The organism is Embleya hyalina (assembly GCF_003967355.1).
In the GTDB taxonomy this organism is placed as follows: domain Bacteria; phylum Actinomycetota; class Actinomycetes; order Streptomycetales; family Streptomycetaceae; genus Embleya; species Embleya hyalina.
This window is the reverse complement of the sequence record NZ_BIFH01000035.1, coordinates 1-22,145: the sequence shown is the minus strand read 5'-3', so window position 1 is coordinate 22,145 and position 22,145 is coordinate 1. Positions and strand designations below refer to the sequence as shown.

General features: G+C 72.4%; 17 protein-coding genes. 10 read left to right on the top strand and 7 right to left on the bottom strand.

Annotation, left to right across the window (positions count from 1 at the left end; all coding sequences use genetic code 11):
* Window positions 1-98 precede the first annotated feature (98 nt).
* The gene (locus tag EMA17_RS36975) at window positions 99-2,951 is read left to right on the top strand and encodes a vitamin B12-dependent ribonucleotide reductase (RefSeq protein ID WP_126641578.1); all 2,853 of its coding nucleotides are present in this window, start codon (window positions 99-101) and stop codon (window positions 2,949-2,951) included.
* A gap of 128 nt (window positions 2,952-3,079) precedes the next feature.
* Here EMA17_RS36975 and def read toward each other — a convergent pair whose 3' ends face one another.
* The 3 genes from def to EMA17_RS36960 all read right to left on the bottom strand — a co-directional run bounded on the left by def (window position 3,080) and on the right by EMA17_RS36960 (window position 6,135).
* A complete protein-coding gene (gene def, locus EMA17_RS36970) occupies window positions 3,080-3,757 on the bottom strand; it encodes a peptide deformylase (RefSeq protein ID WP_126641577.1) in 678 nt (225 codons plus the stop codon).
* A 56-nt stretch (window positions 3,758-3,813) separates the two neighbouring features.
* The gene (locus tag EMA17_RS36965) at window positions 3,814-5,433 is read right to left on the bottom strand and encodes a hypothetical protein (protein ID WP_126641576.1); all 1,620 of its coding nucleotides are present in this window, start codon (window positions 5,431-5,433) and stop codon (window positions 3,814-3,816) included.
* A gap of 156 nt (window positions 5,434-5,589) precedes the next feature.
* Window positions 5,590-6,135, bottom strand: a complete 546-nt coding sequence (locus tag EMA17_RS36960) for a hypothetical protein (RefSeq protein WP_126641575.1) — start codon at window positions 6,133-6,135, stop codon at window positions 5,590-5,592.
* Window positions 6,136-6,424: 289 nt separating this feature from the next.
* Between EMA17_RS36960 and EMA17_RS36955 the strand changes: the two genes are divergently transcribed.
* Window positions 6,425-7,018 carry an LOG family protein gene (locus tag EMA17_RS36955; protein ID WP_126641574.1) on the top strand — a complete coding sequence of 198 codons (594 nt, stop codon included), beginning with the start codon at window positions 6,425-6,427 and terminating at the stop codon, window positions 7,016-7,018.
* A 48-nt stretch (window positions 7,019-7,066) separates the two neighbouring features.
* On the opposite strand, the gene EMA17_RS36950 is transcribed toward EMA17_RS36955, so the two are convergent.
* Window positions 7,067-8,689 carry a hypothetical protein gene (locus tag EMA17_RS36950; protein WP_246127139.1) on the bottom strand — a complete coding sequence of 541 codons (1,623 nt, stop codon included), beginning with the start codon at window positions 8,687-8,689 and terminating at the stop codon, window positions 7,067-7,069.
* Window positions 8,690-8,848: 159 nt separating this feature from the next.
* On the bottom strand, window positions 8,849-10,234 hold the full coding sequence (locus tag EMA17_RS36945) for an MFS transporter (RefSeq protein ID WP_126641572.1): 1,386 nt from the start codon (window positions 10,232-10,234) through the stop codon (window positions 8,849-8,851).
* Between the two features lie 121 nt (window positions 10,235-10,355).
* Here EMA17_RS36945 and EMA17_RS36940 point away from each other — a divergent pair, with 121 nt between their 5' ends.
* The 7 genes from EMA17_RS36940 (at window position 10,356) to EMA17_RS36910 (ending at window position 18,584) form a co-directional block, all read left to right on the top strand.
* The gene (locus EMA17_RS36940) at window positions 10,356-10,880 is read left to right on the top strand and encodes a winged helix-turn-helix transcriptional regulator (RefSeq protein ID WP_126641571.1); all 525 of its coding nucleotides are present in this window, start codon (window positions 10,356-10,358) and stop codon (window positions 10,878-10,880) included.
* A gap of 137 nt (window positions 10,881-11,017) precedes the next feature.
* Window positions 11,018-12,508, top strand: a complete 1,491-nt coding sequence (locus EMA17_RS36935; protein ID WP_126641570.1) for a M48 family metalloprotease — start codon at window positions 11,018-11,020, stop codon at window positions 12,506-12,508.
* Between the two features lie 324 nt (window positions 12,509-12,832).
* Window positions 12,833-13,513 (top strand): ribonuclease HII, encoded by a 681-nt coding sequence (gene rnhB, locus EMA17_RS36930; RefSeq protein ID WP_126641694.1) that lies wholly within the window; start codon window positions 12,833-12,835, stop codon window positions 13,511-13,513.
* A gap of 92 nt (window positions 13,514-13,605) precedes the next feature.
* Entirely contained in the window at window positions 13,606-14,511 is a 906-nt protein-coding gene (locus EMA17_RS36925; protein WP_160161707.1) for a DUF2510 domain-containing protein, read from the top strand.
* 164 nt (window positions 14,512-14,675) lie between these two features.
* Window positions 14,676-17,276 carry a TerD family protein gene (locus EMA17_RS55585; RefSeq protein ID WP_160161706.1) on the top strand — a complete coding sequence of 867 codons (2,601 nt, stop codon included), beginning with the start codon at window positions 14,676-14,678 and terminating at the stop codon, window positions 17,274-17,276.
* Window positions 17,277-17,507: 231 nt separating this feature from the next.
* Window positions 17,508-18,119 (top strand): hypothetical protein, encoded by a 612-nt coding sequence (locus tag EMA17_RS36915; RefSeq protein WP_126641567.1) that lies wholly within the window; start codon window positions 17,508-17,510, stop codon window positions 18,117-18,119.
* A 96-nt stretch (window positions 18,120-18,215) separates the two neighbouring features.
* Window positions 18,216-18,584, top strand: a complete 369-nt coding sequence (locus tag EMA17_RS36910; protein ID WP_126641566.1) for a hypothetical protein — start codon at window positions 18,216-18,218, stop codon at window positions 18,582-18,584.
* A 15-nt stretch (window positions 18,585-18,599) separates the two neighbouring features.
* Here the strand turns inward: EMA17_RS36910 and EMA17_RS36905 are convergent, their stop codons facing one another.
* Together EMA17_RS36905 and EMA17_RS36900 are read right to left on the bottom strand one after the other, a co-directional pair.
* Window positions 18,600-19,280: a hypothetical protein gene (locus EMA17_RS36905; RefSeq protein WP_371863099.1), complete on the bottom strand. Its 681-nt coding sequence runs from the start codon at window positions 19,278-19,280 to the stop codon at window positions 18,600-18,602.
* A 204-nt stretch (window positions 19,281-19,484) separates the two neighbouring features.
* Window positions 19,485-21,674, bottom strand: a complete 2,190-nt coding sequence (locus EMA17_RS36900; protein WP_246127138.1) for a RecQ family ATP-dependent DNA helicase — start codon at window positions 21,672-21,674, stop codon at window positions 19,485-19,487.
* 41 nt (window positions 21,675-21,715) lie between these two features.
* On the opposite strand from EMA17_RS36900, the gene EMA17_RS55580 reads away from it, so the two are divergent.
* Window positions 21,716-21,847, top strand: coding sequence for a hypothetical protein (locus tag EMA17_RS55580; protein ID WP_281290576.1), 132 nt, complete (start codon window positions 21,716-21,718; stop codon window positions 21,845-21,847).
* Window positions 21,848-22,145: the final 298 nt, after the last annotated feature.

Genomic DNA, 22,145 nt, shown 5'->3' with positions numbered 1-22,145 from the left:
CGGTAGTACAGGAACGACGGACCACCCGACCGGTCATCCGGGTCCTCCCATCGGGATGCCCCGGCCTGCCCACGGCGTTGTTCAAAAGAGGAGACGGCATGACAGAGACGACGAGCGGTTCGGCACGCGGTACAGGTCGGTCACGACCCGGCAAGGGCCTGCGGATCGAGCGCGTGTACACGACCCCCGGCGTCCACCCGTACGACGAGGTGGTCTGGGAGCGTCGTGACGTCGTCATGACCAACTGGCGCGACGGCTCGATCAACTTCGAACAGCGCGGCGTCGAGTTCCCCGACTCCTGGTCGGTGAACGCGGTCAACATCGTCACGAGCAAGTACTTCCGCGGTGCGGTGGGCACGCCGCAGCGCGAGTGGAGCCTGAAGCAGCTGATCGACCGGGTCGTGAAGACCTACCGCAAGTCGGGCGAGGAGAACGGCTACTTCGCCGGCCCCGCCGACGCGGAGATCTTCGAGCACGAGTTGGCGTACGCCCTCCTGCACCAGATCTTCAGCTTCAACTCGCCGGTCTGGTTCAACGTCGGCACCGCGCAGAAGCAGCAGGTCAGCGCGTGCTTCATCCTGTCGGTCGACGACTCGATGGACTCGATCCTGGACTGGTACAAGGAAGAGGGCCTGATCTTCAAGGGCGGCTCGGGCGCCGGCCTGAACCTGTCCCGGATCCGCTCCAGCAAGGAACTGCTCACCTCGGGCGGCAACGCCTCGGGTCCGGTCTCCTTCATGCGCGGCGCCGACGCCTCCGCCGGAACGATCAAGTCGGGCGGCGCCACCCGCCGCGCGGCCAAGATGGTCGTGCTCGACGTCGACCACCCCGACATCGAGGACTTCATCGACACCAAGGTCAAGGAGGAGGAGAAGATCCGCGCGCTGCGCGACGCGGGCTTCGACATGGACCTCGGTGGCGCCGACATCGCCTCGGTGCAGTACCAGAACGCGAACAACTCGGTCCGGGTCTCGGACGAGTTCATGAACGCGGTCGAGCAGGGCAAGGAGTTCGGGCTGCGCGCCCGGCTCACCGGCGACGTGCTCGAGACGGTGGACGCCAAGTCGCTGTTCCGTCGCATGGCCGAGGCCGCGTGGGCCTGCGCCGACCCCGGCATCCAGTACGACGACGAGATCAACAAGTGGCACACGTGCCCCGAGTCGGGTCGGATCACCGCGTCCAACCCGTGCTCGGAGTACATGCACCTGGACAACTCGTCCTGCAACCTCGCCTCGCTGAACCTGATGAAGTTCCTGCGCGACGACGACACCTTCGACGCGGTCAACTTCGCCAAGGTCGTCGAGCTGGTCATCACCGCGATGGACATCTCGATCTGCTTCGCCGACTTCCCGACGGAGAAGATCGGCGAGACCACCCGCGCGTTCCGCCAGTTGGGCATCGGCTACGCCAACCTCGGCGCGCTGCTGATGGCCACCGGCCACGCGTACGACAGCGACGGCGGCCGGGCGCTGGCCGGCGCGATCACCTCGCTGATGACCGGCACCGCCTACAAGCGCTCCGCCGAACTGGCCGCCATCGTCGGCGCGTACGAGGGCTACGCCCGCAACGCCGAGCCGCACAAGCGGGTGATGCGTCAGCACGCCGACGCCAACGACACCGGCAAGCGCATGGACGACCTGGACACCCCCGTGTGGGACCTGGCCACCAAGGCGTGGAAGGACGTCGCCAAGCTCGGCGACAAGCACGGCTTCCGCAACGCGCAGGCCTCGGTGCTGGCCCCCACCGGCACGATCGGCCTGATGATGGACTGCGACACCACCGGTGTCGAGCCCGACCTCGCGCTGGTGAAGTTCAAGAAGCTGGTCGGCGGCGGCTCGATGCAGATCGTCAACGGCACGGTCGCCCGGGCGCTCGCCCGGCTCGGCTACCAGCCGGAGCAGGTCGAGGCGATCGTCGAGCACATCGCCGAGCACGGCCACGTGGTGGACGCGCCCGGCCTGAAGACCGAGCACTACGAGGTGTTCGACTGCGCGATGGGCGAGCGCACCATCTCGCCGATGGGCCACGTGCGGATGATGGCGGCGATCCAGCCGTGGATCTCCGGCGCGATCTCCAAGACGGTCAACATGTCCGAGGACGCCACCGTGGAGGAGATCGAGGAGATCTACTTCCAGGGCTGGAAGCTGGGCATCAAGGCGCTGGCGATCTACCGCGACAACTGCAAGGTCGGCCAGCCGCTCTCGGCCGGCAAGGGCGAGAACAAGGGCAAGGCCGACGACGGCAAGTCGACCGCGGCCACCGTGGTGGAGAAGGTCGTCGAGTACCGCCCGGTCCGCAAGCGCCTGCCCAAGGGCCGGCCCGGCATCACCACCTCCTTCTCGGTGGGTGGCGCCGAGGGCTACATGACCGCCAACTCCTACCCGGACGACGGCCTCGGCGAGGTCTTCCTGAAGATGTCCAAGCAGGGCTCGACCCTCGCGGGCATGATGGACGCCTTCTCGATCGCGGTCTCGGTGGGGCTCCAGTACGGCGTGCCGCTGGAGACCTACGTCTCCAAGTTCACCAACATGCGGTTCGAGCCGGCCGGTCTGACCGACGACCCGGACGTGCGGATGGCCCAGTCGATCGTCGACTACATCTTCCGTCGCCTGGCCCTCGACCACCTGCCGTTCGAGACCCGCTCGGCGCTCGGCATCCACTCCGCCGCGGAGCGCACCCGGCACCTGGAGACCGGCTCCTACGAGCCGGACGAGCCGGCCGCCGCGGAGGACATGCGCACCCTCGCGCAGTCCGCGCCGACCGACGCCCCGCCCAAGGTCCCGGACCTGAAGCCGGTGCCGGCCGCGGTGCACTCCTCCACCGAGCTGCTGGAGGCCCGCCAGGGCCGCAGCGCGGACGCCCCGCTGTGCTTCTCCTGCGGGATCAAGATGCGTCCGGCGGGCAGCTGCTACGTCTGTGAGGGCTGCGGCTCGACCAGCGGGTGCAGCTGACCGCGAGGGCGGTGGCCCGGGTTTGACGTGAACGCCCGGAAGGGGCGGGGAACCGGTATCGGTTCCCCGCCCCTTCCGGCGTTGTCGGTCGTGTCGTTCGCGGTGTCGTGCTCGAAGGCGCTCCCGCGTCAGCCCGCGAGCTGCTTGGCCTTCGCGTCGCGCTTGGCGAACACCTCGTCCCGCATCGACTCCATCTCCTTGAGCACGTTCTTGCGCTCGCGCTTGGAGAGCCGGTCGATGTACAGGTAGCCGTTGAGGTGGTCGGTCTCGTGCTGGAGGCAGCGGGCGAAGTAGCCCTCGCCCTCGATCACCAGCGGGTTGCCGTCCTTGTCCACACCCCGGGCGATGGCGCGGTCGGGGCGGGCCAGGTCCTCGTGCGGGCCGGGGACGGACAGGCAGCCCTCGCCCGCCTCCTCCAGGTGCCGTTCGGTCGCGGGCAGTTCGTCCAGGACCGGGTTGAGGATGTGGCCGACGTGCCGGTGGCCGTCCTCGTCCACGCAGTCGTAGACGAACAGCCGGATGCCGACGTCGACCTGGTTCGCGGCCAGGCCCACGCCGTCGGCGACGTACATGGTCAGGAACATGTCGTCGATCAGGGTGTTCAGCTCGTCGGTGCCGAACTCGGTGATCTCGGCGCAGGGCCGGTGCAGGACTTCCTCGCCGACCACGGTGACGCGCAGGACCTTGCCGCGCGCGGCCTCGGGCGCCATGGCGGGGTACGAGTCCACCGGGCGGCCCATCACAAAGATCCGGCCCTTTTCGTGATCGTGGTGATCGTGGCTGGAGTGGTCGTGGTGCTCGGCCATCGGTCTGCTTTACCTTTCCACCAGGGCATGAACCCGAATTACCCTACCCGCCCCCGTCAGGGCAGGACGGCCGACGCCTTCGCCGTGATGGTGACCTCACCGGGTTCGGTGACGGTCACCTCGGTCCAGCCGTCCTCGGTCTCGCCGATGCTCGTATTGGGTTTGTTCGCGACGAACCAGCTGGTCCGGTGGATCCGTACGGTGAACGTGCCGGCCTGCTGGGCGAGCAGGGTGAAGCCGCTCGGGGTGATGTCGACCAGTTGCCCGGGGCCGTCCAGGAGCGGAACCGGGTCCGCCACCTCCCAGATCACCCAGTGCGGGTCGGACCACACCGGGACCAGCCAGTCGGCGCCCGCGCGCAGGATCTCCGCCTCGCGCTTGGCGGACGGGTCCAGCGGGACGTCGGGCAGGGCGATGAAGCGCACCCCGGTCTCGCGCACCCACGCGTGGTACTGCGCCTCGTCCAGGCCGGGGCCGTACAGCACCGAGTTGTGCGCGCGGTCGAGTTGGCGCTCCCACCCGCGGGCGAGCGGCATGTGCTCGGCGACGTAGACGGTCTCCCAGTGGCCGCGGGTGAACGGGATCTCGATCCGGCCCACCGGCAGATTGGCCCGCTCCAGGAAGTCGAGCATCCCGGTGTAGTAGGCGGAGTTCTTGCCGGTGCTGTCCTGGTTGTTGAAGGCGACCGCCTTGCCCGCGGAGGAGAACTGCCAGGCGAGCAGCGGCACGGCGAGCAGGATCACCAGGCGGCGGCGGCCCAGCGAGAGCAGCACCACGGCCATCAGCGGACCGGCGCACAACTCGCCGAGCCGGGCCACGTTGCCGCCCACCGCGCTGGGGATCAGGAACAGCACGGTGGAGGAGAGCGCGTACAACCACAGGAAGCGGCGCGCGCTGACCTCGGTGCGCGGCACCAGGGCCAGGCCCACGCCGGCGAAGCCCAGGATGGCGGCGAACCGCCACAGCGGGAAGGCGAAGTCGCCGCCGCCGGGGAAGACCAGCGACATCACCAGGCCGAGCACGGCCGGCGACAGGCTGAACCGGGTCGCCCACACCCGCTCGGAGGGCACCCACGCCAGCGCGATCATCAGCAGGAACGCCGCGGCCAGCGGGCTGGCCAGGCCGCAGAAGCCGGCCGCCACCGCCGCCCACGCCCGGTGCCCGGACCGGGCCGCCAGGATCGCCATCAGGCCGGCGGCCACGCCGAGCACGAACGGGGTGCGGCCGATCAGGTATTCGATGCTGACGATGACCGCGAACCAGCAACTGCCCACCCGGCGGGCCAGATCCCCGCGGCCCAGGCGCAGCCGGGAGAAGGCCCACGCGGCGGTGACGCAGGAGATCGCGGTGAGCAGGCGGGTGCCGATGCCGCCGGCCAGGACCGGGGTGATCACGCTGTAGCCGGGCAGCAGATGCCCGCCGTACCACTGGTTGTTCCACAACACCGCGCCGTGGTCGCGCACCAGCCAGGCGCGGAAGATCTGGGCCGGCCAGTCGGCGCCGTTGATGCCGAGCACGGTCAGCAGGCCGACCAGGGCCAGAGTGATCACGTAGGGGTGCTCGGTGATTCCGATCAGCACCATGCGCGCGTGTCGGCGCCACGTACGGCGGGCGGTCCCGCCCGCGCCCGATGTGGGCTCCCCCAGGGGTATGCGGCCGTCCAGAGCGTGTGTCATGACGGGCCCAGTTTTTCACGCCGGGACCGATGGGATGCAGGTGGGCATTGAGGTAGGACGCCGGATTGTCCGATGTATGGCGGGCCATGACGCAATGTCCACCGAGGAATCACCGGTGTGCCGCGAAAAAATCCTTCGTTCGGATGAATCGGTGGTTCAGACCACGGGGCCGTTCGGGGGGGCGGCGGGGTCATCCTCAGGGGGTGGCTCGGGCGGGTTGGGCAGCCCCGCGCGGGCGCGCAGGTCGCGCGGGTCGCGCGGGCCCTCGATGCGGCGGATCACGGACAGCGCGGCGGTGTGGAACGCCTCCAGGAACGCCTGCGCGGTGGACGCCGGCCATTCGGCGCGTTGGACCGCGTGCATGTTGTGGTCGGTGTCGCACCAGCACGCCACCTCGACGGTGGCGGTGACGCTGACGAAGGGCCCGTCCAGCTGCCAGACGTCCAGGCCCAGTTCCAGCCAGTCCCCGTCGGCCTCGTACAGGAGCAGTGCGGTGCCCAGGATGTGCGGCGACGGTTCGGGCTCGGGTTCCGGGCTCAGCGGGTCGGGCTCGTTCCAGAACCAGCGCGCGGGGTCGTCGAGGGAGCGGCGCAGATCGAGCGCTCTCGCGGCGGCGACCAGGCGTTCACGGCCATGGTCGTCCAGATCGGGAAACAGCCGCTCGAACGGGATGTCCGAGGCAGGGCGCTCGGTGGCGGGCACGCGGGCATTCTGCCGTGGCGAGGGGTCTTCCCGTCAACGTCGGGTTCGGTGACGGCCGCCGACGATGGCCGAATTTGCCCTTCTATGCCGGGACTGTGCCGCCGTCACGGCGGGTGAGAGGCGATTCATCGACTCGATTCGCCATCGATTCGGCGGCCGGCCGACGACGCTCGACCACGCCGCCCCGGACGGGACCGCCGTTCGGCGGCGTGACCGGATTCGGCAGAATTCGATCGGCGTATTTTTCTGCGCACACCACCACGGTGGTCGTCGACGAGGGGAGCCCGTCATGCGGGTAGCGGTGTTCGCGGGGTCGGCGTCGGGCGTCTCGCCCCGGTTCCGGGAGGCGGCGACCGAACTCGGCCGCGGGCTCGCGGAGGCGGGTGTCGGGATCGTCTACGGCGGCGGGCACGTGGGTCTGATGGGCGCGGTCGCCGACGCCTGTCTCGCGGCGGGCGGCGAGGTGATCGGTGTGATGCCGCGCTCGCTGGTGGATCGCGAGATCGCCCACCGCGGCCTGACCGATCTCCGGGTCACCGAGACCATGCACGAGCGCAAGGCGGCGATGGCGGCCCGGGCGGACGCCTTCGTCGCGCTGCCCGGCGGTGCGGGCACGCTGGAGGAGTTGTTCGAGGTCTGGACCTGGCAGCACCTGGCCATCCACGCCAAGCCGGTCGCGGTCCTGGAGGTGGACGGCTTCTGGCGTCCGCTGCTCGCCGCGCTGGACACAATGACCGCCAACGGCTTCCTCAAGCCGGATCTGCGCTCGACGCTGCTGGTCGCGCGGGGTGCCGCGAGCCTGCTGGCCGAGGTCGAGGCGTGGCAGCCCCGGGCGCCCAAGTGGGCCGGCGGTCTGGACCCGGACGCGCCGCCGGCGCCGTGAGTCGGCCGGGGGCGGCTCGCGGATCCGCCCCCGGCCGGCCGGCGCGGGTCAGGGTTTGTTGCCCTTGCCCTTGAAGAGTTTGGCGTCGCGCGCGGAGACCGTGACCGGTCCGGGGCGGTCGACGGTGATCTCGCTCCACTCGTCCTTGGTCGCCTTGATCACGATCTCGGGCCGGTCGGCGGTCACCCAGAAGGTCGGGTGGATCTTCACCACGAACGTGCCCGCGGAGTGCGCGTCGAAGGAGAATCGGCTGGGCGTCAGCTCGGTCAGCTCGCCCGGCCCCTCGACGATCGGGCTCGGGTTCTCCACCTCCCAGATCTGCCAGCGACCGTCCTTTTCCGTGTAGACCGGCTTGAGCCACGGGATGCCCTTGCGGATCAGCTCGGCCTCGGGGATCGCCGACGGATCGATCGGGATGTCGGGCAGGGCCACGAAGCGTACGCCCGTGTCGTCGATCCAGTCGCGATACTCCTCGACGGTCAGGTCCTCCTGGTAGAGCACCGCGTTGTAGTTGCGGTCCAGTTGGCGCTCCCAGCCGCGCGCCAGCGGCATCTTCTCGGCGACGAAGACCGACTCCCAGTGCCCGCGCGTGAACGGGATCTCCACCCGACCCAGCGGGTGGGTGTTGTTCTTCTGGAGGTAGTCGAGCATGCCCGCGTAGTACTGCGGCTTCTCGCCCGGCGAGTCCTTGATGTCGTGCGTGATGGCCAGCGCGGCGGACTGGAACTGCCAGACCAGCAGCGGCAGGGACAGCAGCACCACCAGCCGGCGCCGGCCGGCCGAGAGCAGGACCACCGCCATCAGCGGCCCGGAGGTCAGCTCGCCGAGTCGGGCCAGGTTGCCGCCGAGCGAGGTCGGCACGAAGAAGAAGATCACCGCGGTGGCGGCGTACAGCCACAGGAAGCGCCGGGCGCTCGCGAGTTCCTTGGGCAGTATCGCCAGGCCGACCGCGGCGAAGGCCAGGATCGGCAGGAAGCGCCACCACGGGAACGGGAACATGCCCTCGTTCGGGAACGCGAGCGCGGCGACCAGGCCGAGCGCGGCCGGGGCGAAGCACAGCCGGGTCGGCCAGACCCGCTCCCGGGGCACCCACGCGAGCGCGACCAGCATCAGGAACGCGCCGGACAGCGGGCTGGACAGGCCGCACAACAACGCGGCGAAGCCGGCCCACAGCGGGTGCCGGCGGCGGGCGGCCAGTATCGCGAGCATGCCCGCCGCGACGCCGAGCGCGAACGGGGTGCGGCCGATCAGGTAGTCGACGCTGCACATCACCGCGAACCAGCAACTGCCCACCTGGCGGGCGAAGTCGTTGGCGCCGACCCGGAGCTTGTCCCAGGCCCACGCCGAGGTGACGCAGGACAGCGCGGTGAGGGTGGCGGTGCCGATCTTGGAGGCGATCACCGGCGCGAGGATGCTGTAGCCCGGGAGCAGGTGGCCGCCGTACCACTGGTTGTTCCACAGGTAGGTGCCGTGGTCGCGGATCAGCCAGGTGCGGAAGTATTGCGCCGGCCAGTCGGGGCCGTTCACCCCGGTGACGATGATCAGGCCGATCAGACCCGCGGTTATCAGGTACGGACGCTCGATGATCGCGTTGGCGAGTGCCCGGAAACGACGGCGACCCGCCGGCGCCGCGGGTCGATCCGTCGTGGGTGTCTGCACGTCGCTCGTCACATGACCCGAGTTTTCCAGACGCGGGGCTCGGCGTCGCCGGCGGGTGTCCGACATGGGCGGCTTTGTGGGTTTATTCGCTTTGATGCCGAGGGTATTCCCGCGGGTTGTGCCGTTGTGCTCCCGGGCCGCCTGCCGCGCGGCCGGTGCGGGCCGCTCGGTCTACGCCCGCCGCTCGGCGCGCCGGAGGCCGAGTACGACGACGGCGCCGAGCAGGGATGCGCCGGCCGCCATCAGGATGGCCAGGTCCATGCCGCCCGCGTCGACGAGGGCGACCACGAGCGCGGCGCCGATCGAGGCGCCGGTGTAGCGGGCGGTGCTGTTGGCGCCGGAGCCCATGCTCGCGCGGTCGGCGGGCACGCTCTCCACCCCGAGGCGGGCCAGCGCGGTGTTGACGAGGCCGACCCCGAAGCCGCCGACCAGCAGGCCCGGTACGGCCCGGAGCCAGGAGTCGGCGGGGCCGATCCCGTACAGGCCCAGAAAGCCGACGGCGGAGACGAGCAGGCCCGCGGCGAAGCGGTGGGCGGGATCGGGCAGCACGTGCACCCGGCCGACGACGAAGGCGGTGATCGCGGCCATGGCCGACCACAGGCCGAGCAGGAGCGCGGAGTCCAGGGCGCTCAGGCCGAGGGTGCCCTGGAACACGGTGGCCAGGTAGGCGGCGATGGCGATCACCGCGATGCCGGCGATCAGCGCGCCGAAGGTGGCGGCCAGGAACGCGGGCCGGGCGAACATGCGCAGGTCCAGCATCGGCGCCCGGCCGCGCAGGGCGGTCGCGGCGTAGCCGGCCAGCAGGAGTACGGCGGCCACCAGCAGCGCGTCGACCACCGGGCGCTGCCACCCCCGGCGGCCCTCGATGAGCGCGGCGGTGAGCGCGATCAGGCCCGGGCCCAGGGTGAGCGTGCCCCATACGTCCGGCCGGCGCGGGTGCTCGGCGCGCGACTCGGGCATGCCGCGGGCGACGACGGCCAGGCCGAGCGCGGCGAGGGCGGTGAACCAGTAGGGCGCGGACCGGTGCAACTGGACCAGGGCGGCGCCGGCCGGCGGTCCGAGCACCATGCCCACGCCGATCGAGGAGCCGTAGGCGGCCATCGCCCGCCCGCGAGCGGCGCCCCGGTGGTTGTGCGCGAGCAGGCCGAGCCCGGCGGACATGATCGCCGCGCCGGCGACGCCTTGGAGGGCGCGGCCGACCACGAACAGCGGCAGCGACGGGGCCAGCGCGGTGAGTACGGAGGACAGCGCGAGGCCGAGCGCGCCCGCCGTGAACACCCGGCGGCGACCGAGGTCGTCGGCGAGGCTGCCGGTGATCAGCAGGGCGGCGGACAGACCCAGGCCGATGGCGCTGAGGATCCAGGCCGGGCCGCTCGGACCGGCGTGCAGGTCGCGGACGGTGTCCGGGACGATCGCCATCGGCATCGTGTAGGTCGCCAGGAGCAACAGCGTGCCCAGCGCCACCACCGGCACGGTGCGGTCGGCGCCGCTTCCGTCGAGGGTCGGCTCGGGCGTCGCGGATGTCGTGCGCGTGGCGGTGGATGTGGCGACGGACATGTTCGTGCTCCCCGGATTACGATTCCTGGCGACGTCGGTTCGGTGAATGAACCGAAGGTGCCGGAGCAACGTAGCACCTATTGGTTCGATGAATGAACCGACCCGGGGTTAAAGTGCTCGCATGGCTTTGGGCAAGGACTACGAACAGCAGGACTGCTCGCTCGCCCGCACGCTCGAACTCGTCGGCGAGCGCTGGACGCTGTTGATCGTCCGGGACGCCTTCTACGGCGTGCGGCGCTACAGCGACTTCCTCGGGCACCTCGACATCCCGCGCGCGGTGCTCTCCGGCCGGTTGCAGACGCTGGTCGAGGCGGGCGTGCTGGATCGGCGCCGCTATCAGGAGTCCCCGCCGCGCGACGAGTACGTGCTCACCGAGCGCGGCATCGACCTGTGGCCGATCCTGCGGGCGATGTCCCGCTGGGGCGAGCAGCACGTGCAGAACGGGGTGGCCTGCCGGATCTACCGGCACGAGGGCTGCGGCGGGGCGGTCGATCCGCACGGGGTCTGCGCCGTGTGCGGGGCGCCGGTCGCGCCGGCGGACACCGAGGTGGCGCCGGGGCCGGGGGCGAACCTGCTGCGCCGGGACGATCCGGTCACCCGGGCGATGCGGCGGCCGCATCGGTTGCTGGAGCCGCTGTTGCCCTAGAGGCGCCCCGGCGCCTCGGCGCTCGGCGGGCGGTCGGTTGTCGGTCGATGCGCACGGATGCCCGCGGATCCCGCGCGGGTCGTGGGCCAGGCTCTAGGGTCGTCCTCGAACGGGTGAATATTCCTCGAGGGGGACCGATGGGCGCACGGACGGGCCTACGCGCACTCGCCGGGGTGCTGCTCCTCGGCGTGCTCTATGTCGTGCTCGCGCTGCCGCTTCTGGTCGTGGCCTTCGCCACGGGCGCGATCGTCGACCACGGGCGGTTCTTCACCTCGGGCGCGGCGGTGTTGTGGGGGCTGGGCGTGGTCGCGGTGGTCGCCCTGCTGTTCGAACTCACCGGCCCGCGCCGGCTGCCGGCCGGACTCGCCGTCGACGCCGCGGCGCAGCCGGTGTTGTGGGAGCTGGTCGAGGACGTGGCCGCCGACCTGCGGGTGCCGGTCCCGGACGGGATCGTGCTGACCGGCGGCGCGGGTTGCGAACTGCGGGTGGTGCGCCGGCCCGGGACCCTGCTGCGCCGACACCTGGTCCTCGGCGGCACGCTGCCCCACGTGATGACCGGCCGCCGGCTGCGGGTGGTGATCGCGCACGCGCTCGGCCATTCCCGCCGCCGCCGACCCCCGCTGGCGGACCGCATCGCCTGCCACAGCGTGGACGCGGTGGTCGGCCTGGCCGACGCGTTCGCCGGACGGGGTGCGTCGGCCCGGATGGCGGCCGGCTACGCGGCGCTGTATCGGCGGGTGTGCGCGCCCGTGGTGGGCTTCGAGGAGCGGGCCGCCGATCGGGCCGCCGCGCGCGCGTACGGCACCGAGGCGGTCGTGGACGCGTTGACCGAGCTGGCGCTTGTGCGGGCGGACTGGCGACGGTTCCGGGACGAACTCCTGGTGCCGGGGATGGCGGCGGGGTGCGTACCGCGCGACCCGATCGCCGGATTCCGGGCTTTTCGGGGAGAGCGGGACAGGGCCGGGAGCGAGCCGGAGGCGGCCCTCGTGACCCGGATCGAGCGGCTGCGGGCGCGGCCGACGGACGGACGGGGCACACCCGCCGGTACGGACTCGGTGGGTGGTGTGCCGGCCGAACCGCGGTTGTTGGCGCACGTGCACCCGTACCTGCTGGCCACCGACGACGACGGGCACCTCGGGCGGCACGGGTTCGCGCCGCTGGACGGTCTGGTGAAGTTGTCCGACGAGGCGTTCCTGGAGCACCTGCTCGGATTCGGGCTGGCCCGTAGGGCGGCGGCGCTCGGGATGTCCGCGCGGCGGGCGGGCGCGGAGTATCCGATCACCCTCGGCGGCGTGCTGGGCCTGCTGGTGGAGGGGCGGGGCGGCGAACTGATCGCCCGGCACGGCGAGGACACCGCCGAGGCGCTGGCCGCCCTGCTGGAGTGCGCGTGGGTCGAGTCGGGACGGGGCCGGCTGCGGCCGAGTCGGGCCGGCACGGGCACCGTCACCGACCACGACGGCGTCGAACTGGACCTGGCCTCGGCGGCCGAGGCCGCGCTGGCGGACGCGGCCGGGGCGCGGGCGCTGCGCGACCGGCTGCGCGCGGCGGGGGTGTCGACCTATTTCGAGCCCAAGCCGCCGCTTTCGATCGCCGAGGGGGAGCGCGAGACGGTGGTCGGCCACCGCTGACGGGTGACCTACGGTGGAGACGTGAAGCAGTCCAGCGCCGAACCGACGAACTCCCCGGCGAACACCGCGGCCCCGGAGCCGAGCGCCGACACCACGCCGCACCCCCCGACGCGAAGCGCGCCGAGGGCAACGGTGGGCCCGAAGGCCGCTGCCGAGACGCTTGCCGGCCGGAAGGTCGGTGCCAAGAAGGTCGCCGGCAAGAAGGCCGCCGCCAAGAAAGTCGCCGCCAAGAAAGTCGCCGGCAAGACGATCGCCGCCAAGAAGGTGGGCGGCAAGAAGGCCGCCGGCAAGAAGGTCGTCGGGCCGCGTCGGGGCGGCGGGCGGATCGCGGCGCCGACCTACGACGTCGAGCGGGAGCTGATCGCTCGGGGCGCACGTGTGGTGGCGGGCGTGGACGAGGTCGGGCGTGGTGCGTGGGCCGGGCCGGTGCTGGTCGCCGCGGCGATCACCGACCTGTCCGTACCGCCCGCGGGGCTCACCGACTCGAAGTTGCTCACCGCGCGGCGTCGCGAGGAGCTGGCCGCCGCGGTCGAGCCGTGGGTGCGGGCGTACGCGTTCGGCGCGGCCGAGCCGGAGGAGATCGACACGCTCGGCATGACCGCCGCGCTGCGGCTGGCCGCGGTGCGGGCGTTGTCCGCGCTGCCGATCCGCCCCGACACGATCGTCCTGGACGGCAAGCACGACTTCCTCGGCGTGCCGTGGGCCGTGCGCTGCGTGATCAAGGGCGACCAGTCCTGCGTCGGTGTCGCGGCGGCCTCGGTGCTCGCGAAGGTGCGTCGCGACGCGATGATGGCCGGGCTCGGCGAGAAGTACCCCGAGTACGGCTTCGCGGGCAACGCCGGCTATCCGGCCCCGGTGCACCGCGCCGCGTTGGCCGAATTCGGCCCCACGCCCCACCACCGCATGTCGTGGGCGTACTGGGACGACCTGCCCGCGTGGCGGCATCTGAAGCGACCCCGCGTGGAGCCGGCCGTCGACGGGCAACTCGGCCTCGACCTGGGCTGATCGGCGCCCGCTCGGGATGTTCGCGTCTCCGAACGGTCACGTTTGCCGGGTGGTGCTCGTGTCGCGCCGGGGCCGGTTGTACCGTCACGCGGGTGACTGCCTCGATTCCTCCCGGCTGGTACGAAGACCCGTCGGCTCCCGGGTCCGAGCGATGGTGGGACGGGGCGCAGTGGACCGCCTCGACCCGGGCCCGTGCGCAGGGCGAGATTCCGCCACCGCCGGTCAGCGCCCCGCCCGGTCCGCCGCACGCCGGCTACCCCCAGGGGGGATATCCCGGCGGCTATCAGCCGATCGGGCCACCCCCCGGTGCCGCCCGACCCGGCCGCGGCAAGGCGATCGGGTTGAGCGTGCTGGCGCTGGTCGTGGTGGGCGGCCTGATCGCCGCGCTGATCGTGCTCCTGGGCGGGGACGACGACGGCGGCACGACGGTGGCCACGGACGGCACGCTCACCGACCCCGGCACCGGGCTCACCGTGCCCAGGTTCAAGGACTGGGTCACCCCCGACCCCGACTCCCCGGCGGACCAGGCGGTGGAGGGGCCCTGCCCGAGCAAGTCCGCGACCCGCAGCGGCGGATCCGACGTCGAGACCCGGTTCCAGGCGGAGCGCAAGTGCTACGTGGCGGGGGTGACGCTGACCACGCGCAAGGCCGACTCCATGGCCGCGTTGGTCGCCGATCTGAAGAAGGACGTGAGCGGCGGCAGCAACGGCAAGGTCAAGCTGGAGAGCATGGAACTGGACAAGGCGATCACGGTGGACGGTCACCCGGGTTACGTCCTGCGCGGCCGGGTCTCGGGCAAGCCCGAGGACCTGGGCATGAACGCGGAGTCCGCCTGGGCGCAGGCGGTGGTGATCGACGAGAGGAACGAGCGCGGCAGATACCCGTGCGTGCTGTTCAAGATGGGGATCACCGCCGGGGCTCCGGACAAGGCGACGCTCGACACCGTCCTGAAGGGCATCCGGGTCGGCAAGCCGCAGCCCTCGGAGAGCGCGTCCTGACCGCGTGTCATATCTGATGACTCGTCACCAGCGCTACGGTTACGCCCGATCGGTCGCGCCGTACCCCGCACCGGTCGCGAGCGCGTACCGTGGACGCGCGCCGCAGGTCGGGCTTGCCGGGATGCGACCGAAGGAGTCCGCACCGGGCACATCATCATTGGGGGGTGACTGTGCGCATCGGTGATCGCCTCGAATGCCCCGGCTACTCGGTGGTGGCCGTGGAGACGACGGGTTTGTCCCCACATCGACATCGCATCATCGAGATCGCGGTCGCGCAATGCGATCTCGACGGACGCGTGACCGAGTTCTTCACGACCCTGCTCGATCCGCAGGGTCCCGCCGGCGACTTCCAGGCCCACGGGCTGTTCGACGACGACGTGGTCAACGCCCCGACCTTCGCCGAGGTCGCGCCGTGGCTGGTCAACCTGTTCCGACAGCGGGTCGTGGTCGCGCACAACGCGCGTTTCGACATCGGCTTCGTCGAGCGCGAGTTCCAGCGCCGAGGCCGGCCGACGGTGCCACCGCTGACCACCGTGTGCACGATGCGCGAGGCGCCGCACCACCTGCCGGAGGCGCCCAGGTTCACGCTGCTCGCCTGCTGCGAGGCGGCCGGGGTGCCGGTGGACGGCGGACACGGCGCGGCGGCCAAGGCGATGGGCACGGCGCGCCTGTTGGAGCACTACCTGAGTCGCGGCGCGGGCGAGGCCCGGCACTGGCAGCAGGCCCGGACCGTGGCCGCCTCGCTCAACTGGCCGCGGCGCGGCGCCGACCCGCCGCGCGTGTTCACCCGCGACGACGCGCACACGGCCCGGCGCGCCCGCGAGGAGGCCGAGCAGGTGCGCCGCCGGGACGCGGTGTCGTACCTGGAGAAGGCCCGCGCGTACGGGCCGCCGACCGGCGTGGGGGAGGGGCCCGACAGCTACCTGGCGGTGCTCGACGCGGCCCTGGAGGACCGGGTGATCACCCCGCAGGAGGCGATCGACCTCGCCGAACTGGCGGTCTCCCTGGGCATCTCCGAGGAGCAGCGCAAGGACCTGGACCGGTTGTACGTGACCGCGCTGGCCGCCTCGATGGTCGCCGCCGGGCCGATCGACCGGGAGGAACGGGCCGATCTGACCCGTGTGGCGGCGCAGTTGGGCATTCCGCGCACCGCGCTCGACGAGATCGTCGGGATGGCCCGCTCCACCGTCGAGGAGGGTCGCGGCGGGCCGCGCATCCTGGCTCGGGGGCGGCCGCTCGAGTCGGGTCTGCACGTGCTGTTCCACGGCTATCTCGCGGTCACCCGGGGCGAGTTGGAGCGGCGGATGGCCCGGGCGGACCTGTCCGTGGCGTCCGGCATCCACGACCGGGTGGACGTGCTCGTGGTCGCCGATCCGGACGAGTCCGCGGACCGCACCTACTGGGCTCGGCAGCGCGGCATCCGGGTGCTGATCGAGCCGGTGTTCCTGGCGCTGCTCGCCGACCTGGAGCGCGGGCGCAGCAGCGCGGCCGACGCGGCCTCCCAGGTGGCCGCCGCCTCGTTGGCGCTTGCCGTGCCGGGGATGCCGCGCACCACCAGCGGCTTCCTGCTGCCCAGGCCCAGCGCCTCGGCGCCGGCCGGCGCCGGGTCGTTCACGCCGGGGCCGTACCGACCCTACGACACCCCCGTGGACGGTTCGGACGTGCTGCCCGCGGTGGCCGAGCCGACCGAGGCATTCGAGGCGACGGAGGCGTTCGGGCCGGACGCGTCGTCGGCGCCGACGGAGGCGTTCGAGGTCACCGAGGCGCAGTCCGCGTCGGGCGCGCCGATGTCCGGGGCCGGGTCCGCCACCACGCCGGCGCCGGTGCCGGGTACGGGGGCGACGCTGCCGAGCATCCCGCCGCCGCCGACCGCGGCCGATCTGCCGGTCGCGGCCGGGTCGTCGGCCGCCGAGGTGTTGGAGGCGACCGTCCCGGACGTGTTGCCGCCGCCGCCCGAGGTGCCGCCGGTGCCGGACGCCGGGCCGAGCACGCCGCCGCCCGTGCCGGGGCCGCAGACGCCGCCGCCGCAGGTACCGCCGGGCTCGGGGACGCGCACGCCGCCGCGGCCGACGGTGCCGGTGCCGCCCGCGCCGGTCCCTTCGGTGCCGCCGAAGCCGGAACACCCGGCGTCGGGCGAGGTGTCGGCGCGGTCGGCCACCGCGGGCCCGGCGCCGACCGTACCGCCGCGGCCGGCGGTCGCGCCGCCGCGCGGGCTCACGCGGGGGCAGGCGGTCACGATCGAGGACCTGGGCCCGTTCGCGGGCACGGTGCGGATCGAGGCCGCGTGGTGGGCGCCGGCGCAGGTCGACGGCGACACGGTGGCCCTCGTCCTCGACGACGATCGGCGGGTCGGCGACGACGGCGACCTGGTGTTCTTCAACCAACCGGTACACGCCAGCGGGGCGGTGCGGTTGGCCGGCAAACTCCAGACCGGGACCACCAACGACGTGGAACCGGGCTCGGATTCGGTCGAGATCGACGTCACCACGCTGCCCGCCGGCCGCAGTCGGGTCGTGGTCGCGCTCGCGTTGGACGCGACGAGTGGCACCACCTTCGCCCAGGTGCCGGTGACCGTCGGTATCGTCGACCCCGTGACCTGCCGTCGACTCGCCGAATTCCGGTTGAGCGGAGGCGACGAGACCGTCATGATCCTGGCCGAGGTCTATCGGCGCGGCGACTCCTGGCGTCTGCGAGCGGTCGGTCAGGGCTACGCGGAGGGGCTGGCAGCTTTGGTGATCGAGCACGGGGTGGTGGTGGACGATTGATCCGGCCGAGCTGACGGGGCATCGTAGTATGCGCCGTCGTACGCCCGGGCCACACCCCAGGAGCACCCTGGGTGGGCACGCTCCGCGCGGCTTTGATAGGACTGCCACCATGCCGCGCGTGTTCTCCGGGGAACGGGACTCCACCGATCCCTCCCCGCGTCTCCTCACCGCCGGGCATCCCGGTACCGCCACGAACGAACCGAGCCTTCCCCAGACATGACTGTGAATCCGGTGACTGCCGAAAACACCGCGGACACGACGTCCGCAGCAGAGACCCCGTCCGTGCCGCGTCCGTCCGGCGCGGTGCCCAAGCCCGGACCGCGCCCCGGCCCGAAGCCGGGCCCGCCCAAGCCCGCCGTGCCGCGGCAGGCGAGCGCGGCCGCCAAGCCCGGTCCGGCCAAGCCCGGTCCCCCGAAGCCGGGTGCGGCCAAGCCCGGCCCCGACCTGTCCGCCTCGCCGACGCCGCGCGTGACGCTGATCCCCGCCACCGCGGACAACGTCTTCGACGTCGCCGACGACGCGGTCGACGCGCTCCTGGAGGCCGGTACCGAGCCCGGCGCGATCCTGGTGCTGACCACGGGTGGGCCGCACCCGTGGCAGCAGCACGAGGAGACGTTCGGCGCCGCGCAGTACTGGCGCCAGTACGACGAGGGCAAGGACGTGTTCTACGCGTCGCTGCCGGCCTCGCGTCCGCTGCGGCGGTCCGCGGTCGTCGTCGTGGTCAACGGTTTCGCCGAAGGCGCCGACGCGGGTCGGATCCTGACCGCGGCGCTCACGGCCGGGGCGTCGGTCACGGTTTGCGGCGACGTGGAGCGGGTGCGCGCGCTCACCGGCGTCGCGTAACACGTCGTAGCACGTAGGGGGCCCGGCCGTATCCGGTCCGACCGAACTCGGGCCCCCTGCCCCGCGAATCGCCAAGGTCGGCTACGGTTCGTTGCCATGTCGGAATCGCCGTCGATCGCGCAGCTCCTTGACCGGTTCCTCAGCGACCAGGAGGACCGGCTGAAAATACAGCAGTACCGGGCCTGTAGCACCGTCATCGACATGTTGTCGGGCTATCTCAACCGGTACGCCTACACGACCCTCATCGGGGAAGAACGCCAGGAATGGGACCGCGCCTTCTCGGCCGGTGACGACCGGGCGTTCTGCAACGTGTTCGGGGTACGCAAGTTGATCTCCGGGATCAAGCCGTTCCACGCGCAACATCTGCGCATGCGGCTGCAGAGCCCGGAACTCGTCCAGGACCACGCGTTGACGGTCACGACCGATCTGGTCGACTGGCTCGCCGAGCGTGGTCTCACCGCCTGATCACACACGTGTCCATCAGGACGCGGAGGGTCGTACCAGGGGAGTGGGCCCCGTCTCCGGCAGGTAGCGCACCTGCGGCAGTTCCGTCGCGGGGTGGGCCGGGGCGATGCCCGCTGCCCTGATCGGCGTTCCGGCGCCGGGACCGCCGTCGCGGCCCGGGGGCAGTGCGGGAGTACGTCCGCGACGCCCGTCGGCGACCAGTTGCCAGCCGTCCTCCGCGACGATCGCGAAGGCGCCGCAGCGCAGACCGTGCAGCACGCACGCGTCGTGCAGCCCCCACATCCAGCGGCCGTCGTCCGCCGCCCAGCCGCGGCCGCCCTCGCGATGCACCGCCAGCACCGTGGTGTGCGTGGGCGTGCCCCGGCGCAGGTCGTCGGGGACGATCAGGCGCAGGTTGGCCAGGATCAGATTGCGACAGCGCCAGCCGTCGGTGCGGCCCTCGCCGAAGCCGAAGGACGCGCTGGCGACCGGTCGTTCGGACCGATCCAGGACCGCGACCACCGCCGTGCGGGCGGCCGGTCGGTGCAGGTCGTGGAGCCGTTTGAGCAGCGCTCGCGGATCGCGCAGCAGGGGAATCCGGCGCGCGCGCCAGGACTCCGGGTCCAACCAGCGGGAGGGACTGGCCGGGGGCGTGCCGGTGTGGGCCGGCGCCGGGGACGCGGTAACGGCGATGTGCACGGTCCTCCTTCCGTCCATGGCGGACAGCGGCGCACGCTCCGACTACGGGCGGCTCGCGGCGGAGCGGCGCCGCGGGGGCCCGCACGGGAAAGTGAAGAGAACGCCTTGTCGATTCTTGCGTGACGCCGACGAACTCGGCAACACGTACCGGTGATCATTCGCTACGTCCGAGTGACGACCCGGCGATCGACTCGGGCGGGTCGGGCGACCGGCCGGCGCGGGTCACCCCTCCATCATGAGCACCAGGGGCAACACCTGGACGGCGCCGGCGCGACGCAGCAGGCGGGCCGCCACGGTGAGCGTCCACCCCGTGTCGGTGCGGTCGTCGACCAGCAGGACCGGGGCGCCGAGGGCGGCCACCCGCTCGGCGACGTCGGGCGGCAGTACGAACGCGTCGGCGACCGTGCGCAGCCGCTGGGCGCTGTTGCTGCGCGGGGCGGGGCCGCCGGCGCCCGGCGCGTATTCCACCCGGCCCAGCCAGGGCAGTCGGCCGACCTCGGCCAGCCGCTCGCCGAGGCTGTCGATCAACGTGCCGCGCGTGTGCGAGGCGATGGTGACCACGCCGCCGGGGCGCCGCTGCCAGCCCCACCCCGCCAGGACCTCGACGACGGCGGCGAACGCGGCGTCGGGGACGGGCGCGTCGGGCGCGCCGGGGGCCAGGATCGGGCGCAGCCGGTTGCCCCAGCCGATGTCCGAGGAGCGGCCCAGGGCCCGCCCCGCAGCGGCCTGCTCGCCGTCGGGGATGCGGCCCTTGAACGCGACCCCGGTGACCGCCATGCCGGTGGGCCACATCCGGCGCGCCTCCACCTCCACGCCCGGCCGACCCAGCGCGGCGCGTGCCGCGTCGCGCGAGGCGGGATCCACCCGGGCGTCGTGGCGCGGCCCGGAGCACGTATCGCAGCGCCCGCACGGGGCGGCGCCCGGGTCGTCCAGGCAGCGGCGCAGGAATTCCATCCGGCAGGTGCCGTCGGCCTGGTAGTCGCGCATGGACTGCTGTTCGTGCTCGCGCGCGGCGGCCACGCGCGCGTAGCGCTCGGCGTCGTAGACCCAGGGGTGCCCGGTGGTGATCCAGCCGCCGCGCACCCGCTTGACCGCGCCGTCGACGTCGAGCACCTTGAGCATCAGCTCCAGGCGGTTGCGGCGCAGTTCCACCAGGGGTTCGAGGGCCTGGGTGGACAGCGGGCGCCCGGCTCCCTCCAGCGCGGCCAGGGTGCGCTCGACCTGCTCGCGGGCGGGGAAGCCGAGCGAGCCGAAGTAGCGCCAGATCGCCTCGTCCTCCCGGCCGGGCAGCAGCAGTACGTCGGCCCGCTCCACCGCGCGTCCGGCCCGGCCGATCTGCTGGTAGTAGGCGATCGGCGACTGCGGGGCGCCCAAGTGCACGACGAAGCCCAGGTCGCCCTTGTCGAAGCCCATGCCCAGGGCCGAGGTCGCGACGAGCGCCTTGACCCGGTTGGCCAGCAGATCGGCCTCGGCGACCCGCCGCTCGGCATCCTCGGTGCGGCCCGAGTACGAGGCGACCGCGTGGCCGCGCGAGCGCAGGAACGCGGTGACCTCCTCGGCGGCGGCGACGGTCAGCGTGTAGACGATCCCCGAGCCCGGCAGCTCGGGCAGGTGGGTGTCGAGCCAGGCCAGCCGCTCGACCGGATCGGGCAGCCGCAACACGCCCAGCGACAGGCTCTCCCGATCGAGGGCGCCGCGCAGCACCAGCGCGTCGCCGGTCGGGTCCAGTTGCTCGGCCACGTCGGTGCTCACCCGGGCGTTCGCGGTGGCGGTGGTGGCCAGGACCGGGACGCCCGCCGGCAACTCCTCGAGGAGGGTGCGCAGGCGACGGTAGTCGGGCCGGAAGTCGTGCCCCCAGTCGGAGACACAGTGCGCCTCGTCGACCACGAGCAGCCCGGTGGTGGCGGCCAACTTGGGCAACACGCCGTCCCGGAAATCGGGATTGTTGAGCCTCTCCGGGCTGACCAGAAGCACATCCACCGTGCCGTCGGCGACCTCCGCCTGGACCGCGTCCCAATCGTCGACGTTGGCCGAGTTGATGGTCCGGGCCCGGATCCCGGCGCGAGCGGCGGCATCGACCTGATTGCGCATCAGCGCCAACAACGGCGAAACGATCACGGTGGGCCCGGCCCCCCGGGCACGCAGCAGCGCGGTGGCCACGAAGTACACCGCCGACTTGCCCCACCCGGTGCGCTGCACCACCAGAACCCGCCGATGCCGCGCGACCAGCGCCTCCACGGCCCGCCACTGATCCTCCCGCAGCCGAGCCTCACCCCCCACCAGCTCCCGCAACACGGCATCGGCACGATCCCGCAGCGCGGCACCCTCGACGGATCCGGAGTCGGACCGGACGCGGTCGGTGCCGCCCGGTTCGGTATCGCATGGGCCGGTGCCGGCGTCGTCCTGTTTCATGCCCCCTTTGTAACCCCCCACCCCGACGCAGAGGAGAGCCGGTGCACGCTTTTGTGCAGAAACGTGCCGCCTACGGCCCGGCAACCCTGCCCGCCACGCTCGCCGACGGCGGCTGCCGATGGCGGCTGCCCACAGCTACCACCGCGCACAACCACCGCCGCCCGAGCCCATGACGGCCCGGCGCCCTTCGTCACCCGACTCCGGCCGCACGTCCACCTCACCGTGCGACGCCGTCACCCTGCGGGGGCGGTCTCTGGTTCGAGTCGGATGCGCGGGGGCCTTCCCGAGTGGGTTGGGGTGTTTCCGGCGGGGTTGGGCCTTGGGCCTTGGGCCTTGGGCGTTGGGTTGCGGGTGGCCGGTGCGGGGCCAGCCCGGGTCGGTGGTGGGCCGCCGCCGGGGTGAGGGCTCCGAGACCGGAGCTTCCGGCGAGACGGGCGTCTTGCTCGGCGAAAGCGGCCTGCAGCGGCAGGC

What these genes read in the sequence shown, in the direction of transcription:
- EMA17_RS36900 (WP_246127138.1), bottom strand. Translation starts at nt 21,674, where the DNA reads ATGAAACAGGACGACGCCGGCACCGGCCCATGCGATACCGAACCGGGC.
- EMA17_RS36910 (WP_126641566.1), top strand. Translation starts at nt 18,216, where the DNA reads ATGTCGGAATCGCCGTCGATCGCGCAGCTCCTTGACCGGTTCCTCAGC.
- EMA17_RS36945 (WP_126641572.1), bottom strand. Translation starts at nt 10,234, where the DNA reads ATGTCCGTCGCCACATCCACCGCCACGCGCACGACATCCGCGACGCCC.
- EMA17_RS36905 (WP_371863099.1), bottom strand. Translation starts at nt 19,280, where the DNA reads ATGGACGGAAGGAGGACCGTGCACATCGCCGTTACCGCGTCCCCGGCG.
- EMA17_RS36955 (WP_126641574.1), top strand. Translation starts at nt 6,425, where the DNA reads ATGCGGGTAGCGGTGTTCGCGGGGTCGGCGTCGGGCGTCTCGCCCCGG.
- EMA17_RS36975 (WP_126641578.1), top strand. Translation starts at nt 99, where the DNA reads ATGACAGAGACGACGAGCGGTTCGGCACGCGGTACAGGTCGGTCACGA.
- EMA17_RS36965 (WP_126641576.1), bottom strand. Translation starts at nt 5,433, where the DNA reads ATGACACACGCTCTGGACGGCCGCATACCCCTGGGGGAGCCCACATCG.
- def (WP_126641577.1), bottom strand. Translation starts at nt 3,757, where the DNA reads ATGGCCGAGCACCACGACCACTCCAGCCACGATCACCACGATCACGAA.
- EMA17_RS36935 (WP_126641570.1), top strand. Translation starts at nt 11,018, where the DNA reads ATGGGCGCACGGACGGGCCTACGCGCACTCGCCGGGGTGCTGCTCCTC.
- EMA17_RS36940 (WP_126641571.1), top strand. Translation starts at nt 10,356, where the DNA reads ATGGCTTTGGGCAAGGACTACGAACAGCAGGACTGCTCGCTCGCCCGC.